Origin of the sequence: Pantoea trifolii (genome assembly GCF_024506435.1) — a bacterium.
Lineage (GTDB): Bacteria > Pseudomonadota > Gammaproteobacteria > Enterobacterales > Enterobacteriaceae > Pantoea > Pantoea trifolii.
The window spans coordinates 178202-199993 of the sequence record NZ_JANIET010000001.1 but is presented as its reverse complement, the minus strand read 5'-3'; the positions used below and the strand labels follow the sequence as shown (position 1 = coordinate 199993).

The window sequence follows — 21792 nt, the reverse complement described above, 5'->3', positions numbered from 1 at the left end:
TCATGGGTTTCAGCGCGGCGTGGCTAAGCCTAAACGCTCGCCACGATAGCTGCCGTTAAGAATCGACTGCCACCATTGCGGATTGGCCAGATACCACTGCACCGTTTTGCGGATACCGCTCTCAAAGGTTTCCTGCGGCGTCCAACCCAGCTCGCGCGCGATTTTACTGGCGTCGATGGCGTAGCGCTGGTCGTGACCGGGACGATCGGTAACAAAGGTAATCAGGTCGCGATAGCGAGCCAGATGCGGCGCACGCTGCTGCGGTGCCAGTTCATCCAGCAGATCGCAGAGCGTTTCCACTACCTCAAGATTACGTCGTTCATTGTGGCCACCAATATTGTAGGTTTCCCCCACTCTGCCGCTGCTCACCACGCTATACAGCGCCCGCGCGTGATCCTCCACGTACAGCCAGTCACGTATCTGGCTGCCATTGCCATACACCGGTAGCGGTTTGCCCGCCAGTGCATTGATGATGGTGAGCGGGATCAGCTTCTCCGGGAAATGATACGGACCGTAATTGTTAGAACAGTTGGTGATGATGACCGGCAAACCGTAAGTACGCAGCCAGGCGCGCACCAAGTGATCGCTGCTGGCTTTGGTCGCCGAATAGGGGCTGCTCGGCGCGTATGGCGTGGTTTCAGTAAAGAAGTCGTCGCTACCGTGCAGGTCACCAAACACTTCATCGGTGGAGATATGATGCAGAATGAAGCCTTTTTTGCGTTCATCTGCCATGCCATTCCAGTAATGACGTGCCGCTTCCAGCAGCTGATAGGTGCCGACAATATTGGTTTCGACGAAGGCGATTGGCCCATCGATCGAACGGTCAACATGGCTTTCCGCCGCCAGATGCATAATACAATCCGGCTGATACTGCGCCATAACGCGATCCAGCTCGGCGCGATGACAAATATCCACCTGCTCGAAAGCGAAACGTGCATCCTGTTGCACCGGTGCCAGCGACGCCAGATTGCCGGCATAGCTCAGCTTATCGACCACCACCACGCGGTGATCGGTGTGTTCAAGCAGAAAGCGCACCAGCGCCGAACCGATAAAACCTGCGCCACCGGTGACCAGAAACTGTTTCATCGCCAGACGCCTTTGGTATCAACAATCCACGGCTGGGCAATCTGTGCCGCATCAATTGCGCGGAACTGGGCGTGATCAACCAGCATCACCAGAATATCCGCCTGCTGCAGCGCCACGTCAGTGGCAACCAGCGTGGCTTCATGCGCCAGACGTTGTGGAATGTCTTTTACATGCGGTTCAACCACCCAGGTTTTGCCGCTGTGCCATTCGGCAATTCGATGCGCGACGCTCATCGCCGGGCTTTCGCGCAGATCATCAATATTCGGTTTGAAGGCCAGGCCAAAGCAGGCAATGGTGACATCGCTGGCGCATTTACCGCTGGCGGTAAGGCACTCTGCTAACGCCTGTTTTACCTGATCCAGCACCCAGCCTGGTTTGGCGTCATTCACTTCACGCGCGGTGCGAATCAGTCGCGCCTGCTCGGGATTTTGCGCCACGATAAACCACGGATCGACGGCGATACAGTGCCCGCCGACGCCCGGTCCAGGTTGCAGGATGTTGACGCGCGGATGGCGATTCGCCAGTGCAATCAGCTCCCACACGTTGATGTCCTGCTCGGCGCAAATCAGCGACAGTTCATTGGCAAAGGCGATGTTCACATCGCGGAAGCTATTCTCGGTGAGTTTGCACATCTCGGCGGTGCGCGCATGGGTTTCCACACACGCGCCGCGCAGGAAAATGCGATACAACTCGCTGGCGCGTGCGGAACAGGCTGGCGTCATGCCGCCAATCACGCGATCGTTTTCCAGCAGTTCGACCATCACTTTGCCGGGCAACACGCGCTCCGGGCAGTAAGCGATAAACACATCGCACGCATCACCGTGCTGCGGGAAACGCAGATCGGGGCGCGCCGCCGCCAGCCATTCCGCCATTTGCTCGGTGGCACCTACTGGCGACGTCGACTCGAGGATCACCAGATCGCCCGCTTTTAGTACTGGCGCAATCGACAGCGCCGCAGCCTGCACATAGCTGAGATCCGGCTGATGGTCGCCGATAAACGGCGTGGGCACGGCAATCAGGAACGCATCGGCGGCTTCGGCCTGGGTGGTAGCACGCAGATGACCGGCGTGTACGGCTTCGCGCACCACATCACCCAACTCGGGTTCCACGATATGGATATCGCCGCGATTGATGGTTTCAACGGCGCGGACATTAATATCCACACCAACGACTTTCTTTCCCTTTGAGGCAAAAACGGCCGCCGTTGGCAGCCCAATGTAGCCCAGTCCGATAACGGAAATAGTTTCAAAACGCATGGTTAGACTCTGTGTTGTTTTAGGGCCTGCAAGATGCGCGCGCAGGCATGGCCATCGCCATACGGATTGTGCGCGCGGCTCATTGCCTGCCAGGCTTCATCGTCCTGCAACAGCAGGCTGACTTCAGCGACAATTTTACTGATATCGGTGCCGACCAGTTTCACCGTACCTGCGTCCACGGCTTCCGGGCGCTCGGTGGTATCGCGCATCACCAGCACCGGTTTACCTAATGACGGCGCTTCTTCCTGAATGCCGCCGGAATCGGTAAGAATCAGCCATGAGCGATTCATCAGCCAGACAAACGGCAGATACTCTTGCGGCTCAATCAGGATGATGTTTTCAATGCCGCTGAGAATGCGATTGACCGGCTCGCTGACGTTGGGATTGAGGTGCACAGGATAGACAATTTGCACCTGCGGATGCTGGCGCGCGATGTGCGCCAGCGCACTGCAAATGCGTTCGAAGCCGTCGCCAAAACTTTCGCGGCGATGGCCCGTGACCAGAATCAGCTTTTTGTCGGCATCGAGGAACGGATAGCGCGCGGCAAGGCGCGCATTGAGATCGGCATCGTCCAGCACGCGGTCACGCACCCACAGCAGCGCATCAATCACTGTGTTGCCGGTGACAAAAATGCGCGCATCCGGCAGATTCTCACGCAGCAGGTTTTGCCGCGAATTTTGCGTCGGCGTGAAGTGATAGCTGGCAAGATGGCCGGTGAGCGTGCGATTGGCCTCTTCGGGCCACGGCGACATCAGGTTGCCGGTGCGTAATCCTGCTTCCACATGACCCACCGGAATCTGGTGATAAAACGCTGCCAGGCTCGCCGCAAACGTGGTGGTGGTATCGCCGTGCACTAACACCACATCCGGCTGGAAATCGGCCAGAACGGTTTTCATGCCCTGCAGAATGCGGCTGGTGATCTCCGTCAGCCCTTGTTCCGGACGCATGATATTCAGATCATAATCAGGCTGCAGCTGGAACAAACGCAGCACCTGATCGAGCATTTCACGATGTTGTGCGGTGACGCATAAGCGCGATTCGAACGCAGCATCCTGCGCCAGCGCCTGCACCAGCGGAGCCATTTTGATCGCTTCAGGACGCGTGCCAAATACCGTCAGAACTTTCACGTGGCTTCTCTTAATGGCTCGTTGCTAACGTTGAACGCGGACGACGCACCAGCGCCACTCCCGCACCGACCAGCGCGCCAATCACGCCCCACATGATCATCATAAACGGGCGGCGCGGACTGTCGCGCGACACCGGCTCTTCCGGGGTGCGCAAGTAGCGGTAAGTCTGGAATTGTTGATCCAGACGCGGCCCGGCCTGCAGCGTACTCAGCATCGCTTTGTTTTGATCATAGCTTAAATCGTAAGCAGGTCCGCTGGCTTGTAAAGTGTCGAGTTGCGCCTGCAGCATTTGCTGCCCGAGCAGGAAACGATCGCTGTCTGGCAGCGCCTCGCCGGTTGCCGGTGCGCGGTTCTCTTTGATGCCCTGCTCGCTCGCCACTTTCAGCGCCTGCTCGATGCGCTGGCGTTGTCGTTCAAATACCGCCTGCGCCACTTCCTGCTGGCGATTAACCTGCGACGCCAACTGCACGCTGCGCGCCTGCCAGGCACCTTTTAGTTCCGCATTCAGATGACGCGCCGCACGTTCGCTGGCGTAGGCAATATATTGACGCAGCAGATTGTTGGCATCGCTGGCGGTTTCAGCGACCAGCTTGATGTTATCTAAGATATTGCGCGCCGGGTCGGCAGCGGTGAACTGGATGTTGGTGATTAAGTCGTCGAGCAGCGCCGCATCGTTGTGCGCGTTACCGCTTTTACGACCTTTGAAGTATTCAGTCTGCTGCCAGAAATCACGACGCGTATCCCAGGATGCCAGCTGCATGGTGAACTCCTGATAAACCTCATCCATCACGGTTGGGGCTGGCGAGCTTAGATTGAGCGTATTAGTGCGCACATCCAGATTATTAAGGAATTGTTGCTGCACGAAGAAATCACCCAACATATTCACCGTTGGACGATCGGTCACCGCCGTGGTGCTCCACGCTTGCTTCATTAACATCGATGCCAGCCAGGCGACCAGCGCAAACAGCAGCGCCAAGCCGATTATCCAGCGTTTACCACGCCAGAGCGTGCAGCCTAGGCCACGCATATCCAGTTCGTTCTCCACAACGACAGAGGTCATAACAAAATCCTTATTTAGGCACTTACTTACCTGGAGTAATTATTGCCAGAAGTGGCCTTATTCCATCGACGTTTTAAGCGACGCAATCTACGTGCCATCCGCCAGGCATGCTTGATGCAATAGCCATAAAGAAGGAATGCCATTAAGAAAAGGACGAGCATGACCCATTCTGGAATGAAAGCGAGATATTCACCTAATACGCCAATACCCGCTAATAATGCGGCTGCAACGGTAATGAGTAAAAAAGCCTGTCGGGACGAAAATCCCGCTCGCATGATGAGATGGTGAATATGTTGCCTGTCTGCAGAAAAAGGACTCATCCCTTTACGTAAGCGACGGTACATAATCGCTATCATGTCCATCAAAGGTATGGCGATGAGCCAGAGCGCAGTAACCGGTGTTATCGGATGGCTAAGCCCTTGAGTCGTTTCTAACAATATCCAAATAATCGTAAAACCTATCATGGTGCTGCCAGCATCACCCATGAAGACCTTATAACGTCGTCCGAGAAATCCCAGATTAAGAAGTATGTAAGGGATGGTGGCTGCAATCATGGCAAAGCACCACATCGCAAGACTAAACATCCCATCAAAATAAAGGATGATGCCCATAGCGGCAAAGGTGACACATGAAAGGCCGCCAAGTAAGCCATCAATACCATCAACCATATTGAATGCATTAATTGCGGCCCAGACGGCAAAAAGGGTAAGTACGTATCCAAAAGGCCCAACGATAAATTCAACCGGACCAACAATAAATCCAAGGCTCAGGAGATATAACTTGGCGCCTACCATCATGACAACAGCAATTACCGCCTGTACGAAGGCACGAAATTTAACGCTAATGTCGAAACGGTCATCAAGAGCACCAACCAGAACCAAAATGCCAGCACATATCAGGTAGAGAAACCCGTTCGGCATATAGGATTTTGTAATCATAAAAGCAAAACAGACGCCTGCATAAACAGAGATCCCACCAACTAAAGGAATAACACCCTGATGTCTTTTCCTTAAGTTTGGCTTATCTACCAACCCTATCTTTTTCGCTACTTTTCGAGCGATGAAGATAAAGGCCAAAGAAAAAAGAAAAGTTAGACCAAGCTCTGTACTCATAGTGAGTAAATTCACATTAATGCTCTCAGCTAAAATCGTGGACAACAATATGCAAAACACCCGCCATTGCCGCATATCCCTATTCCGAATTCTGCTGCAGAAAAGCCTGATTGTTGAAAAAACAAACGCATCTCTGCCACAGTCATTATAAAAGCTTCCTGACTGCGCTAATCCTAATGCCCATAAATAAAAAACGCCACGTTAAGACGTGGCGTTAGCAATATTTCCTGGCAAATTGTGCGAATCACCGCTTGGCTTAGCGACTCGCCGATCGCAACTTAGGAACGCTTCATCATATCGAAGAATTCGTCGTTGGTTTTGGTCATGGCCAGTTTGTTGATGAGGAACTCCATCGCGTCGATTTCACCCATTGGATGGATGATTTTGCGCAGGATCCACATTTTTTGCAGCTCTTCCTGAGTGGTGAGCAACTCTTCTTTACGGGTACCGGAACGATTGTAATCAATCGCTGGGAATACACGCTTCTCAGCGATTTTACGCGAGAGGTGCAATTCCATGTTACCTGTACCTTTAAACTCTTCGTAAATCACTTCGTCCATCTTCGAACCGGTATCAACCAGCGCGGTCGCGATGATGGTCAGGCTGCCGCCCTCTTCCACGTTACGTGCCGCACCGAAGAAACGCTTCGGACGATGCAAGGCGTTGGCATCCACACCACCGGTCAGGACTTTACCTGATGCTGGAACCACGGTGTTGTAGGCACGCGCCAGACGCGTGATGGAGTCAAGCAGGATGATCACGTCTTTCTTGTGCTCAACCAGGCGCTTGGCCTTCTCGATCACCATCTCAGCAACCTGCACGTGACGTGATGCTGGCTCATCAAAGGTCGAAGCGATAACTTCACCTTTAACCAGACGCTGCATCTCGGTCACTTCTTCTGGACGTTCGTCAATCAGCAGCACCATCAGCAGGCAATCTGGATAGTTGTAAGCGATGCTCTGCGCGATGTTCTGCAGCAGCATGGTTTTACCCGCTTTCGGCGGCGCCACAATCAGACCACGTTGACCACGACCAATCGGAGAAGCCAGATCCAGCACGCGTGCAGTCAGGTCTTCAGTCGAGCCATTACCGCGTTCCATACGCATACGCTTGCTGGCGTGCAGCGGCGTAAGGTTTTCGAACAGAATCTTATTACGCGCGTTTTCCGGCTTGTCGTAGTTAACTTCGTTAACTTTCAACAGCGCAAAGTAGCGTTCACCTTCTTTTGGCGGGCGAATCTTGCCAGAAATGGTGTCACCAGTGCGGAGGTTGAAACGGCGGATTTGGCTAGGAGAGACGTAGATATCATCGGGACCGGCGAGGTAGGAGCTATCTCCAGAACGGAGGAAACCAAATCCGTCCTGCAATATCTCCAGCACACCATCACCAAAGATGTCTTCGCCGCTTTTTGCGTGCTGTTTCAGGATAGAGAAAATAATATCCTGCTTGCGCATACGCGCCTGGTTTTCCAGCCCCATATTTTCGCCGAGGGTAATCAGCTCAGAAACCGGCGTATTCTTTAATTCGGTAAGATTCATAGTGATGGGTTCTTAAACTCGGGGTAATTCTCGAAATGATTGTCGTGAGTGGTATGGCAAAAATTCCATGCCTGTTAATGGCTCTTTTTCAACTCAGCTCGACGATTATCGTCAGATGTGGCGATAGGAAACGAGGAGACGGTCGAAAGATGATGCCGAATGTGCTAGTCATCAGATTGCCAAACCACGATAACGTTCATTGCGAGTAGGGTCTGACAAGGGAAAACTTAGATGCAAACTACAAGGTAAGAGCGTAATGCAGTGAACTCAACTTAACACGCTTAAAGTGAGACGTCCAGCAGTGGCGAAAAAATTCACCACTGCCGAACAAACACCCTGCTGGGCTTAGGCCAGGTTGGCGTTCAGGAACTCTTTCAACTGTCCTTTAGACAGTGCGCCAACCTTGGTTGCCGCCACTTCGCCGTTCTTGAACAGCAGCAGAGTTGGGATACCGCGGATGCCGTATTTCGGCGCCGTACCCGGGTTGTCATCAATATTCAACTTAGCGATGGTAAGTTTACCTTCGTACTCTTCTGCGACTTCGTCGAGAATTGGGGCGATCATTTTGCAAGGACCACACCATTCAGCCCAGAAATCAACCAGAGTGACACCGTCTGCTTTCAGTACGTCTGTGTCGAAACTGTCATCGGTCAAGTGAACGATCTTATCGCTGCTCATGTTTAACTCCAAAAGATTGCGCCTGGCGAATTGGCGGAAATGATACCAACGTAGGTTGACTTTATTTCATCGGATACGCTTTCGTAAAGCGCTAGTAAGCTGATATTCTACCACACTATGAGCAAAACACACTTAACTGAACAGAAGTTTTCCGACTTCGCCCTGCACCCTCAGGTGATAGAAGCCCTTGATACTAAAGGCTTTAGCCACTGCACGCCTATTCAGGCGCTCGCGTTGCCTCTTACGCTTACAGGGCGTGATGTTGCGGGTCAGGCGCAAACCGGTACCGGCAAAACGATGGCGTTCCTTACGTCAACGTTTCATTATCTTCTTTCTCATCCTGCCGCAGAAGGTCGCCAGACTAATCAGCCACGTGCGCTGATCATGGCCCCGACGCGTGAGCTCGCCGTACAAATCCATGCCGATGCTGAACCATTAGCGAAGGTCACTGGCTTAAAGCTGGGCCTGGCTTATGGTGGCGACGGCTACGATAAACAGCTGAAAGTGCTGGCTGATGGTGTCGATATTCTGGTGGGCACCACCGGACGTCTGATCGACTACGCCAAGCAGAACCATGTCAACCTGGGCGCGATTCAGGTTGTTGTGCTGGATGAAGCCGATCGCATGTTCGATCTCGGCTTTATTAAAGACATTCGTTGGCTGTTCCGCCGCATGCCGCCGGCCACCCAACGCCTGAGTATGCTGTTCTCTGCGACCTTGTCTTACCGCGTGCGTGAACTGGCATTTGAGCACATGAACAACGCCGAATACGTGGAAGTTGAGCCTGAGCAGAAAACCGGCCACCGCATTAAAGAAGAGCTTTTCTATCCTTCGAATGAAGAGAAAATGCGCTTGCTGCAGACGTTGGTAGAAGAAGAGTGGCCAGATCGCGCCATCATCTTTGCTAACACCAAGCACCGCTGCGAAGACATTTGGGGCCATCTTGCTGCCGATGGTCATCGCGTGGGTCTGCTGACCGGTGATGTGGCGCAGAAAAAACGTCTGCGTATTCTCGACGACTTCACCAAAGGCGATGTGGATATCCTGGTTGCCACCGACGTCGCGGCACGTGGTCTGCACATTCCTGCCGTCACGCATGTGTTCAACTACGATCTGCCTGACGATCGCGAAGACTACGTTCACCGTATCGGCCGCACTGGCCGCGCGGGCGCCAGCGGTCACTCCATTAGCCTGGCATGCGAAGAGTACGCGCTGAACCTGCCGGCAATCGAAGAGTACATCGGTCACGGTATTCCGGTGAGCAAGTACAACAGCGATGCCTTACTGAATGAACTGCCACCGCCGAAGCGTCTGCAACGCAGTCGTTCAGGAAACGGTCCACGCCGTGGCGGGAACAACAATAACCGTCGGAGCGGCGCGCCGCGCAATAGCAACCGTAAACGTTCGGGTTAAGCACACCATGCTAAGCGCATCGTCACTTTATGCAGCGATTGATTTAGGTTCTAACAGCTTTCATATGTTGGTGGTGCGCGAGGTGTCTGGCAGCATTCAGACCGTCGCGCGGATAAAGCGCAAAGTGCGTCTGGCGGCTGGCCTCGACAAAGCGAATCATCTCTCTGCCGAGGCGATGCAACGCGGCTGGCAGTGCCTGAAGTTGTTCTCCGAACAGCTACAGGATATTCCTGCGGAACAAATCCGCGTGGTGGCAACCGCCACGCTGCGCCTTGCTGAAAATGCGCAGGATTTCCTCACAACGGCTGAACAGATTCTTGGCTGCGCGGTGAATGTCATCAGCGGCGAAGAGGAAGCACGCCTGATTTATCAGGGTGTAGCGCATACCACCGGCGGTTCCGATCAGCGTTTAGTGGTCGACATCGGCGGTGGCAGCACCGAACTGGTGACTGGCGAAGGTTCGCATGCCACCACGCTGTTCAGCTTGTCGATGGGCTGCGTAACCTGGCTTGAACGCTATTTCAGCGATCGTCATCTGGCAAAAGAGAATTTTGAGCAGGCCGAACTGGCCGCGCGCGAGATGATCCGTCCGGTGGCCGCTGCGCTGCGCGAGAAAGGCTGGCAAATCTGTGTCGGCGCGTCAGGCACCGTACAAGCGTTGCAGGAAATTATGATGGCGCAGGGCATGGATGAGCGCATCACCCTGAGCAAGCTGCAACAGTTGAAACAACGCGCAATTCAGTGCGGCAAGCTGGAAGAGCTGGAAATTGAAGGATTGACGCTGGAGCGCGCTTTAGTGTTCCCGAGCGGTTTATCGATCCTCATCGCTATCTTCCAGGAACTGAGCATTGAAGGTATGACGCTGGCCGGTGGCGCCCTGCGCGAAGGCTTAGTGTATGGCATGCTGCATCTGCCGGTTGATCGCGATATCCGCAGCCGCACATTGCAGAACGTGCAGCGTCGTTTTGCCATTGATATTGATCAGGCCGGTCGTGTGCGTCAGTTGGCGGAGAGCTTCTTCCGTCAGGTGAGCAGCAGCTGGAAGCTGGATAACCGATGTCGTGATCTGCTACTTAGCGCCTGTTCCATCCACGAAATTGGCCTGAGCGTCGATTTCCGTCAGGCACCGCAGCATGCCGCTTACCTGATTCGCCATCTCGATCTTCCTGGCTTCACTCCCGCACAGAAAAAAATGCTGGCTTGCCTGCTGCAGAACCAAAGCGGCAGCATTGATCTGGCGTTGCTGACGCAACAAAACGCCGTGCCGCCGCGCATGGCGGAGCGTTTGAGCCGTTTGTTGCGTTTAGCGATTATTTTCTCAAGCCGTCGTCGCGATGACACTTTGCCTGCCGTGCGTTTACAGGCGGATGATGATGCGCTGCATTTGACGCTGCCAGCCGGTTGGCGCGAAGTGCATCCATTGCGTTCTGAGCTGCTGGAGCAGGAGAGTCATTATCAGTCGTACGTGCACTGGTTATTGACGATTTCCTGATTTGGCATGTGCTGGCTGCCCCCCATCCCGACCTTCCCCCGCAAGCGGGGGAAGGAGATGCTGCCACATGCAGCTCCATCACTGACATGTGGCAGCATCTTCCTCCCCCATTAATGGGGGAGGACCGAGGAGGGGGACTGCAAGCACGGACTGAGAACTCAACCCTTCTTCGCATTCTCCAGCATCGCCCTTAACCCGGCGACGCGCGTCTGTCCGGTCTTAACGCGCTCTTCTGCGCTCACCACTTTTTTCTCGCGCTCCCACACCACATCGTCCTGCGGCAACTCCAGCAGGAAGCGACTCGGTTCCGGGCGCATTAGCTCACCGTACTGACGGCGTTCACGGCACAGCGTAAAGGTCAGCTCTTTCTGCGCTCGCGTAATCCCCACGTAAGCCAGACGTCGCTCTTCTTCGATATTGTTCTCATCGATACTGCTCTGGTGCGGCAATAAGCCCTCTTCCATGCCGACCAGATAGACATACGGGAACTCCAGCCCTTTTGAGGCGTGCAACGTCATCAGCTGTACCTGATCGAGCTCCTCATCGCTCTCACCGCGCTCCATCATGTCGCGCAGCGTAAAGCGCGTCACCACCTGCGCCAGCGTCATCGGTTCGTTCAGCTCATCGCCTTCCAGCATCTCGGTCATCCACTGGAACAGCAGATTGACGTTCTTCATACGCATCTCAGCCGCTTTCGGGCTGGGCGAGGTTTCAAACAGCCAGCTTTCGTAGTCGATGCCGCGAATCAGGTCGCGCACTGCGTTAACCGGCTCACGTTCGGTCAGCTGGACGATCTCATTCAACCAGTGCGTAAAGCGCTGCAAATGCTCGAGCCCGCGCCCGCTCAGCGTTTGTTCGAGTCCCATATCGAAGCTGGCGTTATACAGGCTTTTATTGCGCAGGTTGGCCCATTCGCCCAGTTTTTGCAGCGTTGCCGGACCAATCTCACGGCGCGGCGTATTCACGATACGCAGAAACGCGCTGTCATCTTCCTGATTGGTCAGCACACGCAGGTAGGCCAGCAAATCTTTGATTTCCGGACGCGAGAAGAACGACGTACCGCCTGAGATACGATACGGAATACGGTTCTGCATCAGCTGCTTCTCAAACACCCGCGACTGATGGTTGCCGCGATAGAGAATGGCGTAATCTTTGTAGGCGGTTTTGTTGATGAAGTGATGCGCGATCAGTTCGCCCGCCACGCGTTCCGCTTCGTGATCTTCGTTATTAGCGCTCAGCACCTTCAGCTCGCTGCCCTGCCCCAGTTCTGAGAACAGGCGTTTCTCGAACACATGCGGATTGTTGGCGATAAGGATGTTGGCCGATTTCAGGATGCGCTGCGTCGAGCGATAATTCTGCTCCAGCTTCACCACTTCCAGCGCCGGGAAATCCTGTTGCAGCAGCACCAGGTTTTGCGGACGCGCGCCGCGCCACGAATAAATCGACTGATCGTCATCGCCCACCACGGTAAAGCGCGCCCGCGCACCCACCAACAGCTTCACCAGCTCATATTGGCTGGTGTTGGTATCCTGATACTCATCCACCAACAGATAGCGAATGCGCTGCTGCCAGCGTTCGCGCACTTCGTGATTGCGCTGCAGCAGCAGCGTTGGCAGCGCGATTAAGTCGTCGAAATCCAGCACGTTGCAGGATTTCAGGTGTTGATCATACAGCTGATAACAGTGCGCAAAAATCTGGTCGCGCTGCGATTGCGCCAAACCCGCTGCGCCCTGCGGATCGACCAAATCGTTCTTCCAGTTGGAGATGGTGGAAATCAGCTGCTGTAACAGCGTTTTATCCTCTTCCAGCCACTGTTTGGTTAGATCTTTGAGCAAAGCCAGCTGATCCTGATCGTCGAACAGTGAGAAGCTGGCTTTCATTCCCAGCGCCTTGTATTCGCGTTTGATGATCTCCAGCCCAAGTGTATGGAAGGTGGAAATCATCAATCCGCGCGCCTCTTTACGTCCCAACGTTTGCGCCACACGCTCTTTCATCTCGCGCGAGGCTTTATTGGTAAAAGTCACGGCGGCGATGTGGCGCGCCTGATAGCCACATTCGCGGATCAGGTGGGCGATTTTGTTGGTGATCACGCGGGTTTTACCCGAGCCAGCACCGGCCAGCACCAGACAAGGACCGGTGACAAATTCGACAGCTCGTTGTTGGCCGGGGTTTAAACGCATAACGGAATTCGCTCAGTGGGATCAAAAGAAACAGGGTTATAATGGCCGGATTATACACATTAGGACTTCATCATGGCGAAAACCGCGGCGGCTTTACATATCCTCGTGAAAGAGGAAGCGCAGGCCAAATCCCTGCTATCGCAGCTTGAGAAAGGGGCGAACTTCCAGCAGCTGGCAAAGAAACACTCTACCTGCCCATCCGGGCGCAACGGCGGTGATTTGGGTGAGTTCCGTAAAGGACAAATGGTACCGGCATTTGATAAGGCGGTCTTCTCCTGTCCGCTGCTACAGCCTTACGGACCGGTGAAAACCGCCTTTGGTTACCACATCATCAAAGTGCTGTGGCGTAACTGATTACTTCTGATTCTTCATCTGCTGCAGCACATTACTGCACTGATTGTCGTCAGTATCGCTAGGCGAAATCAGTGCGATCAACGCGGCGGCGGGAGCAACCACCGCCCCGAGCGCCACCGCTGCGGCACCGCGTGCAATCAGCGGTCCGGCTTTCACCCCGGCATCCGGATTTTTAAAGGTGCCGCGCACATACAGCGGCGAACGCAGCGTGATGATGCGGATCCCTTTACTCTCCGGATTGATCGACAAGTCCATGCGTTCATTCGCGAAGTTGACGTTGCCCGTCACGTTGATCACCGCATTCTCGGTATCCAGCAGGAACAGTTTCGGCGTCGCTAAGCCTTGACGAATATTCATATCGGTCGCCGCGCAGTTGATCTTCACTTCATCATCGCCGAACAGCTTTCCTACCACATAGTTACCGACGTTCAGTCCGGCAATCTCCATCAGGCTGCGACTGATCAGGCCATCATTCATCAGTAGCTTCAGTTCGCCATTGCTGGTGCCGAGCAGATCCGCCACCGAATTGCCGGTGCCGCTCAGCGAGGCATCGCCGTTGAGCTGGCCCAAACTGTTCTGCATCGCGGTGACATCCGGGAACAGCTGACGCAGACGCAGCTTACGCGCGTGCAAATCGGCACGTCCGCGCATCGGGCTGCGGTCGCCCTCCAGATGAATGGTGGAGTTGATGCTGCCGCCGGCCATACCGAAGCGCAGCGGATCGAGCAACAGGTCGCCGTTTTTCAGCTGCAGATGCGTATAGAGATCGCTGAGCGGCAGCTTGCTGCTGTGTTCGATGCGTTTGCCGCTGAACTTCACATCCGCATCCATCACATCCCAGCTCTTGGTATCGAACTTGTCATGCGGCAGAACGCGATCGGCGGGCTGCGTTGAGGCATCGCCACGTTGCGCTTTGGCCTGCTGCGTTTTCTCGCTACCTTTGCCCGAGTTGACGCCAATCAGCGGCCCCAAATCTTCCATCCGCAATTGGTTTGAGGTCAGTTCACCGGTCAAGGTTGGGCGCGGTTTGCCCTGACGATAAACGAGGGAGCCGTGAATATCGCTGTCGCCGATGTGGCCGTTAAACTTCTCGTAGCGGAACAGCGGCCCTTTCTCCTCATTGAAACGCGCAATCAAATGGCCGTCAGTTTCGTACGGCGGCGTATCAGGCAGCAGCACGCCCGTCAGGCCATACAGATTCGCCAGCGTATCGCCCGCGAAGCGCAGGCGCACATCCAGCCCGCCGAGATTGAGCGGGTCCTGCAAGGTGCCGTCAATGCGCACGCGCGTGGTGCCATTACGCACATCCACCTGCAGCGGGAACGGCGTGGTTTTACTGCGTAGCGATAACATGCCGCCAATTTTGCCGTCGCCCTCCAGCTTCTGATTGTTGTAAGTGCCGCTCGCCTGCCAGCCAAAGACAAAATCACCCGCGCCTTTCTGCTGATCGTCACCGCCCGCTACCTGTGCGTACGGCACCGGTTTGCCCAGCGGATTGATGGTTACCGTGACATCGGCCTTATTGACGGCGTCGCGATAGCGCACTTGTCCCTGATCGAACATAATGTTGTCGAGGCGGAAGGACCAGGCAGAAGGCGCGGCGTTAGCATCGCTGTTCTGGCTGCTGGCGAGATCAAAGGTCCAGTTATTCTTTTTATCAGCGGTTTGCACCAGCCGCGCATCCGGCTTTTGCATCTTGATCCACGGCAGGTAGATCTGCTGATGCAGCAGCGCCAGCGGCGCAATCGTCGCTTCAACGCGCTGCAGATGCACCATGGTGACATCAGGAATGGATGGCGGATTACCGAGCATCACATCGTCGGCATGCACCTGCGGCCACGGCACCCAGCTGCGCCAGCCAGGTTCTTCGCGATTGCGAACCCAGGCCACGCCAAGATCGCCGCGAATCGCGAAAGGTCGGTTCAGTTCGGCCGAAACTTTTTGATTAATCGTAGGTTTCAGGCGGTTCCAGTCAAAGGTGGCGATGATCACCACAATCACTACAACCAATAACAAAAAAATCCCGAACACCCAGCTCAGGATCTTTCGAGTACGTGACATATTGCTTCCTCCTTGCCCTTCCACGTCTGACTAAGGATAGTCGAGACGTCGCGGAACGGGATCAGGGAAGCTGAAGTGCCATACGTTCCAGCTCGCTAAACGGCACCGGACGCGAGAAGAAGTAGCCCTGCGCCGCCATGGCTGGCGAGCTGCGTACCTGTTGCCACTCCTCTTCGGTTTCTACACCTTCGACGATGACGCCGTTGCAATAACGGTTAATCAACGCCAGCAGCATCGAGAACATTGAGCGGCCTTCATCGGTGGCACGCAGCAGCATAAACAGCTCGCGCGAGAGTTTGATGTAGTCGTAACGCAGTTCGGTCAGCGCCGAGAAGTTCGCCATGCCGGAGCCAAAATCATCCAGCCACAGCGGCCCGAGTTCCGGCATCTTCGCTACCATCTCTTCCTGCGGCAGCGCATGATGTTCCGTCAGTTCGAAGCGCACCCACGGCAGCTGTGCGATCAGCGTGCGAATCGACTCATGCTGCTCAATCTCCATCAATGTTGGACCGTCGATATTCACCGACGCCACCAGCTGACGCTGATTGAAAAACGGTGACCATGTTATCAGCAGCTCAAGTTGTTCCTGGACGACACCGAGCCGCTGCGCGATAGTCAGTGCTTCAAAATAGTCTTCGGGCGACAGCCTTTTCTCTGGCGCGGAGGGATGAGTCACCGCCGTCAGTAATTCAATGGCCAGCAAGCGGCCTGAGACCTGGTAAATCGGCTGGAAAGTATAGAATCGTTGGCATTTCTGCCAGAAGAGACGCGTTTCCTGTTGTTGCTCCAGTTCATTTGAAACAGGCAGCCGATGACTCAAATTCTTCATCACCATGGTTTTTTCCTGGTTGGTGTCGAGTGCCTGCAAATAGCATCTCAGCAGCAAGTATCGGCGATCGCCGGGATAACTTTATCAATCTCGTTAGTCCCATGAAGAGTTGAGTGTAACAGCGTGCGCCGCGCTTAATCGGCAAAACAAAACGCGCTTTGGCCGTTAAATCGCCGTAGCGTAGGCGGTTTACTGCCTTAAGTTAAATCAAAACATCGTTTTAAAAACCATTGACGACTGCCATACCAGACGCGAGACTAAGGCAGAATTCACTATAGGCCGAAGACCATGACGCAGAAGAAAATCGCCATTATTGGCGAATGCATGATTGAGCTGTCCGAGAAAGGTGAGAACATCAAACGCGGTTTTGGCGGCGATACGCTGAACACGGCGGTGTATCTGGCGCGTCAGTCAGATAGCCAGCAACTGCGTGTCGATTATGTCACCGCACTCGGCACCGACAGCTTCAGTGACCAGATGATCGCCGCCTGGCAGCAGGAAAAGGTCGAAACCACGCTGATTCAGCGCCTCGACAATAAAATGCCAGGTTTGTACTTCATTGAAACCGACGAACACGGCGAGCGCACTTTCTGGTACTGGCGCAACGACGCTGCCGCCCGTTTCTGGCTGGACAGCACCCAAGCAGACCTGATTTGCCAGCAGCTGGCACACTACGATTATCTCTATTTGAGCGGCATCAGCCTGGCGATTCTGCCAGCGGCCAGTCGCGAAAAACTGATGACGCTGCTCAGCGCCTGTCGTCAGAACGGTGGCAAGGTGATTTTCGATAACAACTATCGTCCGCGTCTGTGGGCCGATAAAGCCAGCGCTCAGCAGGCGTATGCCGAGATGCTGCGTCATACCGACATGGCATTCCTGACGCTCGACGACGAAGATTTGCTGTGGGGCGAGCAGCCGCTGGATGCGGTGATTGCCCGCACACGCGCTGCGGGCGTGCAGGAGATTGCCATTAAACGCGGTGCGGATTCCTGTCTGGTGGCGGTCGGCGATGAGCCACTGCGCGAAGTCGCCGCCATCAAGCTGGCGAAAGAGAAAGTGATCGATACCACCGCGGCTGGCGACTCCTTCAGCGCCGGTTATCTGGCGGTGCGTTTAGCCGGAGGAAGCGCCGAAGATGCCGCCGCACGCGGTCATCTCACCGCCAGCACGGTGATCCAGCATCGCGGCGCGATTATCCCGCTCAGCGCGATGCCGAAATGACATAACCACCTGCACCAACCGTAGCGGCGCAATTTGTTGCGCGATGAATCGCGCCGCTAAAAATCTCTGCGCCATTTATTACCTGTGCTAACCAACCCGCCCGCGCAGTTTGCCTTAACGCAGCATTTTTCCCTGCCAATTTCCGCTAATCACCTGACTCATCCACTTCTGTAACAAAACCCGTATTGCTTCTTCAATCACGCTAATCAGATCGATTTAAATTCAATGCGTTATGGCACGAAATCTGGCCGCCAGGCATAGTCCGAAACTGGCTAAATCGGCGGTTTTCGGCTGGACGCCAGCTGCAAAAGAGACCATGTTTTAATCAATAACAGCAGGACGCTGTTACTCCGGCCGCGAAAAAAATAACGACAACATGACTCGCTCAGGACTGACTTATGCACACAGAAATCATCAACATCTGGCCACACGGTGATGCGCCAGGCGCGAGCGATTCGCGCGCTCAGCCGCAGATCGTCGATCTCGCCAAAGAGTACGAACCTTATGACCGCGCCGCCACCGGCGTGCGCTGCCCGGAGATTGCTATCTGGCATCCGGAAACCTCCAACGGCATCACGCTGCTGGTGGCGCCGGGCGGCGGTTATCAGCGGGTATTGATCGACCGTGAAGGCAGCGCGCTCGCCACCTTCTTCACGTCAATGGGCTACACGCTGGCGGTGATGACCTATCGCCTGCCGTATGACGGTCACCATGAAGGTCCAGACGCGCCGCTGGCTGATGCGCAGCGTGCGGTGCGCGTGCTGCGTGAACGTGCGCAGCGCGGGTTGAACGGCAAATATATCGTGATGATGGGCTTCTCGGCGGGCGGACACGTTGCTGCCAGCCTCGGCACGCGCTTTGGCGAGAAACTCTATCCGGTGCAGGATCAGGCCGACAGCTTTACGCCGCGCCCGGATGCGATGGTGCTGCTTTATCCGGTGATCAGTATGCGTGAAGGTCTGGCGCATGAAGGTGCGCGCACCCGCTTGCTCGGCGCGTGGCCGGATCAAAGAATGATTGATGCTTACTCAATGGAAACGCGCGTGCATGCGCAAACGCCTCCGACGCTGCTGATTCACGCCTCCGATGATGAGTCGGTTTCGGTGAACAACAGCATGGTGTTCTTCAGCGCGCTACGTGAGCACAAAGTGCCGGTGGAGATTCACTTCTACCAGAAAGGCGGCCACGGATTTGGTATCCGTGGCGTGGCGGATTTGCCTTTGGCAAGCTGGCCGATGCTCGTCACCGAATGGCTCAGAGCGAAGACCTGATCATCAGGATGATGGCGCGGTCTGTTCCGCCGCGCCTGCGCTGCTATCCGGCTTCACGTCTTCCGGGCTAGCCGGAGCCGCTGGCGGTACCGGTAGCTTCATCACTTTATCCCAGCCTTCCTGCAGCATCTTCACGTTGGTCTCGGCTTCACCCTGCGGCTGAATCAGCACCATGGTCAGTTCCTGCGACAATTGCTGACGCAGCTCCTGATTCAACTGGTCACGCGTCATCTCGCCGAGGAACGTCTGACGCAGCTTTTGATACTGCTCAGGCGCAATGTCCACGACCGAATTTTGCTGCGAGCGCAGACGCTGGCCCATCAGAATATCAGTATCGGTGCGGGCATAAGTGGCAAACAGCTTATTGAGCTCCAGCAGCTTCTGCGCCATCAGCGCATCAAACTCCTCCTGCGGTAACCCTTTGTCGCGCACCGCCGCCAGCTCTTTCGCCACCTGATTCATATTCTGCGGCAAAGAGGCGTTCGGGCTGTCCATGTTGATCGAGCACTGCGCGCGTTGATAGAGCACACGGCAATCGAAACCAACCTGCACGCTTTGCGCTTTGCTGTCAGCCAGCGCCCGCTGCACATGCCAGAACAGCGCTTCACGCGCTAAATCGCTCTGCCAGTAGCGCTGCAAATTCTGCGAATCGCGAATCGGCTGCCATGCGGTGTCCCACACCAGCGACAGGCGATCCTGACTCATGCCGCCATTCACCAGATTCACCGGCTGATGCGGCAGCGGTGACAGCGTCGGTAGCGCGGCAGGTGCCACGCGCTTGCCTTTCAGCGGCGCGAAGGCTTTGTTGATCTGCTCCGCCATACTGCGGCTATCGACGTTACCCACCACGTACAGCGTCATGCCATCGGGCGTGTACCACTGCTGATAGAAGCTGTTGAGCTGGGCGATATCCACCGGCGCGCGCGGTTGCTCGCCCGGATCGTGCGCCAGCATCGCCGAGCCTTTCAGGCGATAGCGCCACCACACGTCCTGGGTATTGGCGGGCCAGGTGGCAATCGGATCGGTGGCCGTTAACGCGGTAGCCACCACTTGCTCATTGATTGTCATTTTCCCGGCAGTCGCCGCCAGCCAGCTGAGCGCTTCTTTCAGCAGATCAGGGCGGTTATTCGGCAAGCTCAGGTTGTATTGGGTGTAATCGTACGACGAGATGGCAGGCGGCAGCGGACGTTGCGGATCCATGGCTTGCTGCCACAGCGCGCGTTGCTGATTGGTGTCCAGCGTGGCGTTATGCACCATCGCTAAACGCGGTAAAAGATGGCTATAGCCCGTTTGTTGCGCACTCTCCACCAGCGAACCGGTGTTAACAATCAGGCGCAGTTCAATACGATCGCTTGGACGTTGTGGTGTGGTCAGCAGCTGCCAGCTAAAACCATTGTCCAGTTTGCCTTCCTGCCAGGCGGGATCGGGTTGGAGCGTCTCGGCGTGCACGCCAAAACCGGACGCTGCCAGTAGCAATCCGCCAACCAAAAGCCGAATTCTGGTGCCCTGCATGTGAACCCCTACTCAAACAGATCAACGCTCGTTAGCGCGGCATGTTCGGCCACATCTGGGGTGACCGGTGCGGCATTTTGCCGCCACGTTTATTTAATAACAGACTCTTTGACCACGAGAAGGTCAGGATGTCGCGCAACGAGGCAAAAAATCGGGAAAAAAATCAATGGGGTTTATTATGCAAATGCCCGCTGTCAGGGCAAGCGACAGCGGGCATTTCTCGGCAAATTAACGCAAATAGCAGGCTATGCGGCGGTTTCTGGTGCGTTATTCACCTTTTTCCCTGCAGAAAGCGTCGCATTCAGTTGTTTCTCATCCAGTTGTCCGACCCACTTCGCCACCACGATGGTCGCTACGCCGTTACCCACCAGATTGGTTAGCGCACGCGCTTCGGACATAAACCGGTCGATACCGAGAATCAGCGCCAGACCAGCAACCGGTAAATGTCCCACCGCTGACAGGGTGGCCGCCAGCACGATAAAGCCACTGCCGGTTACGCCCGCTGCGCCTTTTGAGGAGAGCAGCAGCACCACTAACAGCGTGATTTGGTGGAACACATCCATATGCGCGTTGGTCGCCTGCGCGATAAACACCGCCGCCATGGTGAGGTAAATCGAGGTGCCATCGAGGTTGAAGGAGTAGCCAGTTGGAATCACCAAGCCCACCACCGATTTCTTACAGCCCAGCTTCTCCATCTTATCCAGCATGCGCGGCAGCGCCGATTCAGATGAGGAAGTGCCGAGCACAATCAGCAGCTCTTCTTTGATGTAGGCGACAAATTTAAAGATGTTGAAGCCGGCGAAGCGTGCAATCAGCCCCAACACCACCACCACGAACAGCACGCAGGTGATATAGAAGCAGATGATCAGCTGACCCAGCTGCACCAGCGAGCCGACGCCATATTTACCGATGGTAAAGGCCATCGCCCCGAAGGCACCGATTGGCGCGAGACGCATAATCATGTTGATCACGCCGAAGATCACTTTCGAGAAGCTCTCAATGACGTTGAACATCACGGTGCCAGCGCTGCCGAGGCGATGCAGAGCGAAGCCGAACAGAATAGCGAACAGCAGCACTTGCAGAATGTTGCCGCTGGCGAAGGCACCAATCACGCTATTTGGAATCACATCCAGCAGGAAGGCGACCACACCTTGCTGCTCCGCCTGCTGTGCGTAAACCGCGACCGCTTTGGCATCCAGCGTGGCCGGATCAACGTTCATGCCCGCGCCTGGCTGCACCACGTTAACTACCACCAAACCGATGATCAGCGCGATGGTGCTGACCACTTCAAAGTACAGCAGCGCCACTGCGCCCGTACGTCCAACGGCTTTCATGCTCTCCATGCCGGCAATACCGGTCACCACCGTACAGAAAATCACGGGGGCGATGATCATCTTGATCAACTTAACGAAACCATCGCCAAGCGGCTTCATTTGCGCGCCTAACTCAGGATAGAAGTGGCCCAACAGGACGCCGATGCCGATGGCAACCAGTACCTGAAAATAGAGGCTTTTTAAGATTTTCATAACAGGTGTCCAGTAAGACGGTTCGCACCGCCATTGTTGTGGAGAACGCATGCGGCAAGCCGCCAGAAGCGTAAAA

General features: G+C 55.2%; 17 protein-coding genes. 5 read left to right on the top strand and 12 right to left on the bottom strand.

Annotation, left to right across the window (positions count from 1 at the left end; all coding sequences use genetic code 11):
- Window positions 1-9 precede the first annotated feature (9 nt).
- From rfbB to trxA, 7 genes are all read right to left on the bottom strand, one after another.
- A complete protein-coding gene (gene rfbB / locus NQH49_RS00865; protein ID WP_256698026.1) occupies window positions 10-1086 on the bottom strand; it encodes a dTDP-glucose 4,6-dehydratase in 1077 nt (358 codons plus the stop codon).
- Window positions 1083-2342: a UDP-N-acetyl-D-mannosamine dehydrogenase gene (gene wecC / locus NQH49_RS00860; protein ID WP_256698025.1), complete on the bottom strand. Its 1260-nt coding sequence runs from the start codon at window positions 2340-2342 to the stop codon at window positions 1083-1085. Before wecC ends, rfbB begins: the two co-directional genes overlap by 4 nt.
- A 2-nt stretch (window positions 2343-2344) precedes the next feature.
- Window positions 2345-3469 (bottom strand): non-hydrolyzing UDP-N-acetylglucosamine 2-epimerase, encoded by a 1125-nt coding sequence (gene wecB, locus NQH49_RS00855; RefSeq protein ID WP_179452834.1) that lies wholly within the window; start codon window positions 3467-3469, stop codon window positions 2345-2347.
- A gap of 10 nt (window positions 3470-3479) precedes the next feature.
- Window positions 3480-4529, bottom strand: coding sequence for an ECA polysaccharide chain length modulation protein (gene wzzE, locus NQH49_RS00850; protein ID WP_256698024.1), 1050 nt, complete (start codon window positions 4527-4529; stop codon window positions 3480-3482).
- A 26-nt stretch (window positions 4530-4555) separates the two neighbouring features.
- Complete coding sequence (wecA, locus tag NQH49_RS00845; RefSeq protein WP_256698023.1) at window positions 4556-5641, bottom strand: UDP-N-acetylglucosamine--undecaprenyl-phosphate N-acetylglucosaminephosphotransferase; 1086 nt, start codon at window positions 5639-5641, stop codon at window positions 4556-4558.
- A 278-nt stretch (window positions 5642-5919) separates the two neighbouring features.
- Window positions 5920-7179 (bottom strand): transcription termination factor Rho, encoded by a 1260-nt coding sequence (rho, locus tag NQH49_RS00840; protein WP_008105744.1) that lies wholly within the window; start codon window positions 7177-7179, stop codon window positions 5920-5922.
- 345 nt (window positions 7180-7524) lie between these two features.
- On the bottom strand, window positions 7525-7857 hold the full coding sequence (gene trxA / locus NQH49_RS00835) for a thioredoxin TrxA (RefSeq protein ID WP_008105741.1): 333 nt from the start codon (window positions 7855-7857) through the stop codon (window positions 7525-7527).
- 117 nt (window positions 7858-7974) lie between these two features.
- On the opposite strand from trxA, the gene rhlB reads away from it, so the two are divergent.
- Together rhlB and gppA are read left to right on the top strand one after the other, a co-directional pair.
- A complete protein-coding gene (gene rhlB / locus NQH49_RS00830) occupies window positions 7975-9270 on the top strand; it encodes an ATP-dependent RNA helicase RhlB (RefSeq protein ID WP_256698022.1) in 1296 nt (431 codons plus the stop codon).
- Window positions 9271-9277: 7 nt separating this feature from the next.
- Complete coding sequence (gene gppA / locus NQH49_RS00825; RefSeq protein ID WP_256698021.1) at window positions 9278-10762, top strand: guanosine-5'-triphosphate,3'-diphosphate diphosphatase; 1485 nt, start codon at window positions 9278-9280, stop codon at window positions 10760-10762.
- Between the two features lie 158 nt (window positions 10763-10920).
- On the opposite strand, the gene rep is transcribed toward gppA, so the two are convergent.
- The gene (rep, locus tag NQH49_RS00820) at window positions 10921-12942 is read right to left on the bottom strand and encodes a DNA helicase Rep (protein ID WP_256698020.1); all 2022 of its coding nucleotides are present in this window, start codon (window positions 12940-12942) and stop codon (window positions 10921-10923) included.
- 72 nt (window positions 12943-13014) lie between these two features.
- Between rep and ppiC the strand changes: the two genes are divergently transcribed.
- Window positions 13015-13296: a peptidylprolyl isomerase PpiC gene (gene ppiC, locus NQH49_RS00815; RefSeq protein ID WP_256698018.1), complete on the top strand. Its 282-nt coding sequence runs from the start codon at window positions 13015-13017 to the stop codon at window positions 13294-13296.
- On the opposite strand, the gene NQH49_RS00810 is transcribed toward ppiC, so the two are convergent.
- A complete protein-coding gene (locus tag NQH49_RS00810; protein ID WP_256698017.1) occupies window positions 13297-15357 on the bottom strand; it encodes an AsmA family protein in 2061 nt (686 codons plus the stop codon).
- 61 nt (window positions 15358-15418) lie between these two features.
- The gene (gene pdeH, locus NQH49_RS00805) at window positions 15419-16192 is read right to left on the bottom strand and encodes a cyclic-guanylate-specific phosphodiesterase (RefSeq protein ID WP_256698016.1); all 774 of its coding nucleotides are present in this window, start codon (window positions 16190-16192) and stop codon (window positions 15419-15421) included.
- A 282-nt stretch (window positions 16193-16474) separates the two neighbouring features.
- Here pdeH and kdgK point away from each other — a divergent pair, with 282 nt between their 5' ends.
- Window positions 16475-17407, top strand: coding sequence for a 2-dehydro-3-deoxygluconokinase (kdgK, locus tag NQH49_RS00800; protein WP_256698015.1), 933 nt, complete (start codon window positions 16475-16477; stop codon window positions 17405-17407).
- A 398-nt stretch (window positions 17408-17805) separates the two neighbouring features.
- On the top strand, window positions 17806-18678 hold the full coding sequence (locus NQH49_RS00795) for an alpha/beta hydrolase (protein WP_008105727.1): 873 nt from the start codon (window positions 17806-17808) through the stop codon (window positions 18676-18678).
- A gap of 3 nt (window positions 18679-18681) precedes the next feature.
- Here the strand turns inward: NQH49_RS00795 and NQH49_RS00790 are convergent, their stop codons facing one another.
- The gene (locus NQH49_RS00790; protein WP_256698014.1) at window positions 18682-20190 is read right to left on the bottom strand and encodes a M16 family metallopeptidase; all 1509 of its coding nucleotides are present in this window, start codon (window positions 20188-20190) and stop codon (window positions 18682-18684) included.
- Between the two features lie 245 nt (window positions 20191-20435).
- A complete protein-coding gene (locus NQH49_RS00785; RefSeq protein ID WP_222185700.1) occupies window positions 20436-21716 on the bottom strand; it encodes a dicarboxylate/amino acid:cation symporter in 1281 nt (426 codons plus the stop codon).
- Window positions 21717-21792 lie beyond the last annotated feature (76 nt).

Bases quoted from the DNA above. Each gene is read 5' to 3' on its own strand.
- NQH49_RS00810 (WP_256698017.1), bottom strand. From the start codon at position 15,357: ATGTCACGTACTCGAAAGATCCTGAGCTGGGTGTTCGGGATTTTTTTG.
- kdgK (WP_256698015.1), top strand. From the start codon at position 16,475: ATGACGCAGAAGAAAATCGCCATTATTGGCGAATGCATGATTGAGCTG.
- rfbB (WP_256698026.1), bottom strand. From the start codon at position 1,086: ATGAAACAGTTTCTGGTCACCGGTGGCGCAGGTTTTATCGGTTCGGCG.
- wecC (WP_256698025.1), bottom strand. From the start codon at position 2,342: ATGCGTTTTGAAACTATTTCCGTTATCGGACTGGGCTACATTGGGCTG.
- NQH49_RS00795 (WP_008105727.1), top strand. From the start codon at position 17,806: ATGCACACAGAAATCATCAACATCTGGCCACACGGTGATGCGCCAGGC.
- NQH49_RS00785 (WP_222185700.1), bottom strand. From the start codon at position 21,716: ATGAAAATCTTAAAAAGCCTCTATTTTCAGGTACTGGTTGCCATCGGC.
- gppA (WP_256698021.1), top strand. From the start codon at position 9,278: ATGCTAAGCGCATCGTCACTTTATGCAGCGATTGATTTAGGTTCTAAC.
- rhlB (WP_256698022.1), top strand. From the start codon at position 7,975: ATGAGCAAAACACACTTAACTGAACAGAAGTTTTCCGACTTCGCCCTG.
- NQH49_RS00790 (WP_256698014.1), bottom strand. From the start codon at position 20,190: ATGCAGGGCACCAGAATTCGGCTTTTGGTTGGCGGATTGCTACTGGCA.
- rep (WP_256698020.1), bottom strand. From the start codon at position 12,942: ATGCGTTTAAACCCCGGCCAACAACGAGCTGTCGAATTTGTCACCGGT.
- pdeH (WP_256698016.1), bottom strand. From the start codon at position 16,192: ATGGTGATGAAGAATTTGAGTCATCGGCTGCCTGTTTCAAATGAACTG.
- rho (WP_008105744.1), bottom strand. From the start codon at position 7,179: ATGAATCTTACCGAATTAAAGAATACGCCGGTTTCTGAGCTGATTACC.
- ppiC (WP_256698018.1), top strand. From the start codon at position 13,015: ATGGCGAAAACCGCGGCGGCTTTACATATCCTCGTGAAAGAGGAAGCG.
- trxA (WP_008105741.1), bottom strand. From the start codon at position 7,857: ATGAGCAGCGATAAGATCGTTCACTTGACCGATGACAGTTTCGACACA.
- wzzE (WP_256698024.1), bottom strand. From the start codon at position 4,529: ATGACCTCTGTCGTTGTGGAGAACGAACTGGATATGCGTGGCCTAGGC.
- wecA (WP_256698023.1), bottom strand. From the start codon at position 5,641: ATGAGTACAGAGCTTGGTCTAACTTTTCTTTTTTCTTTGGCCTTTATC.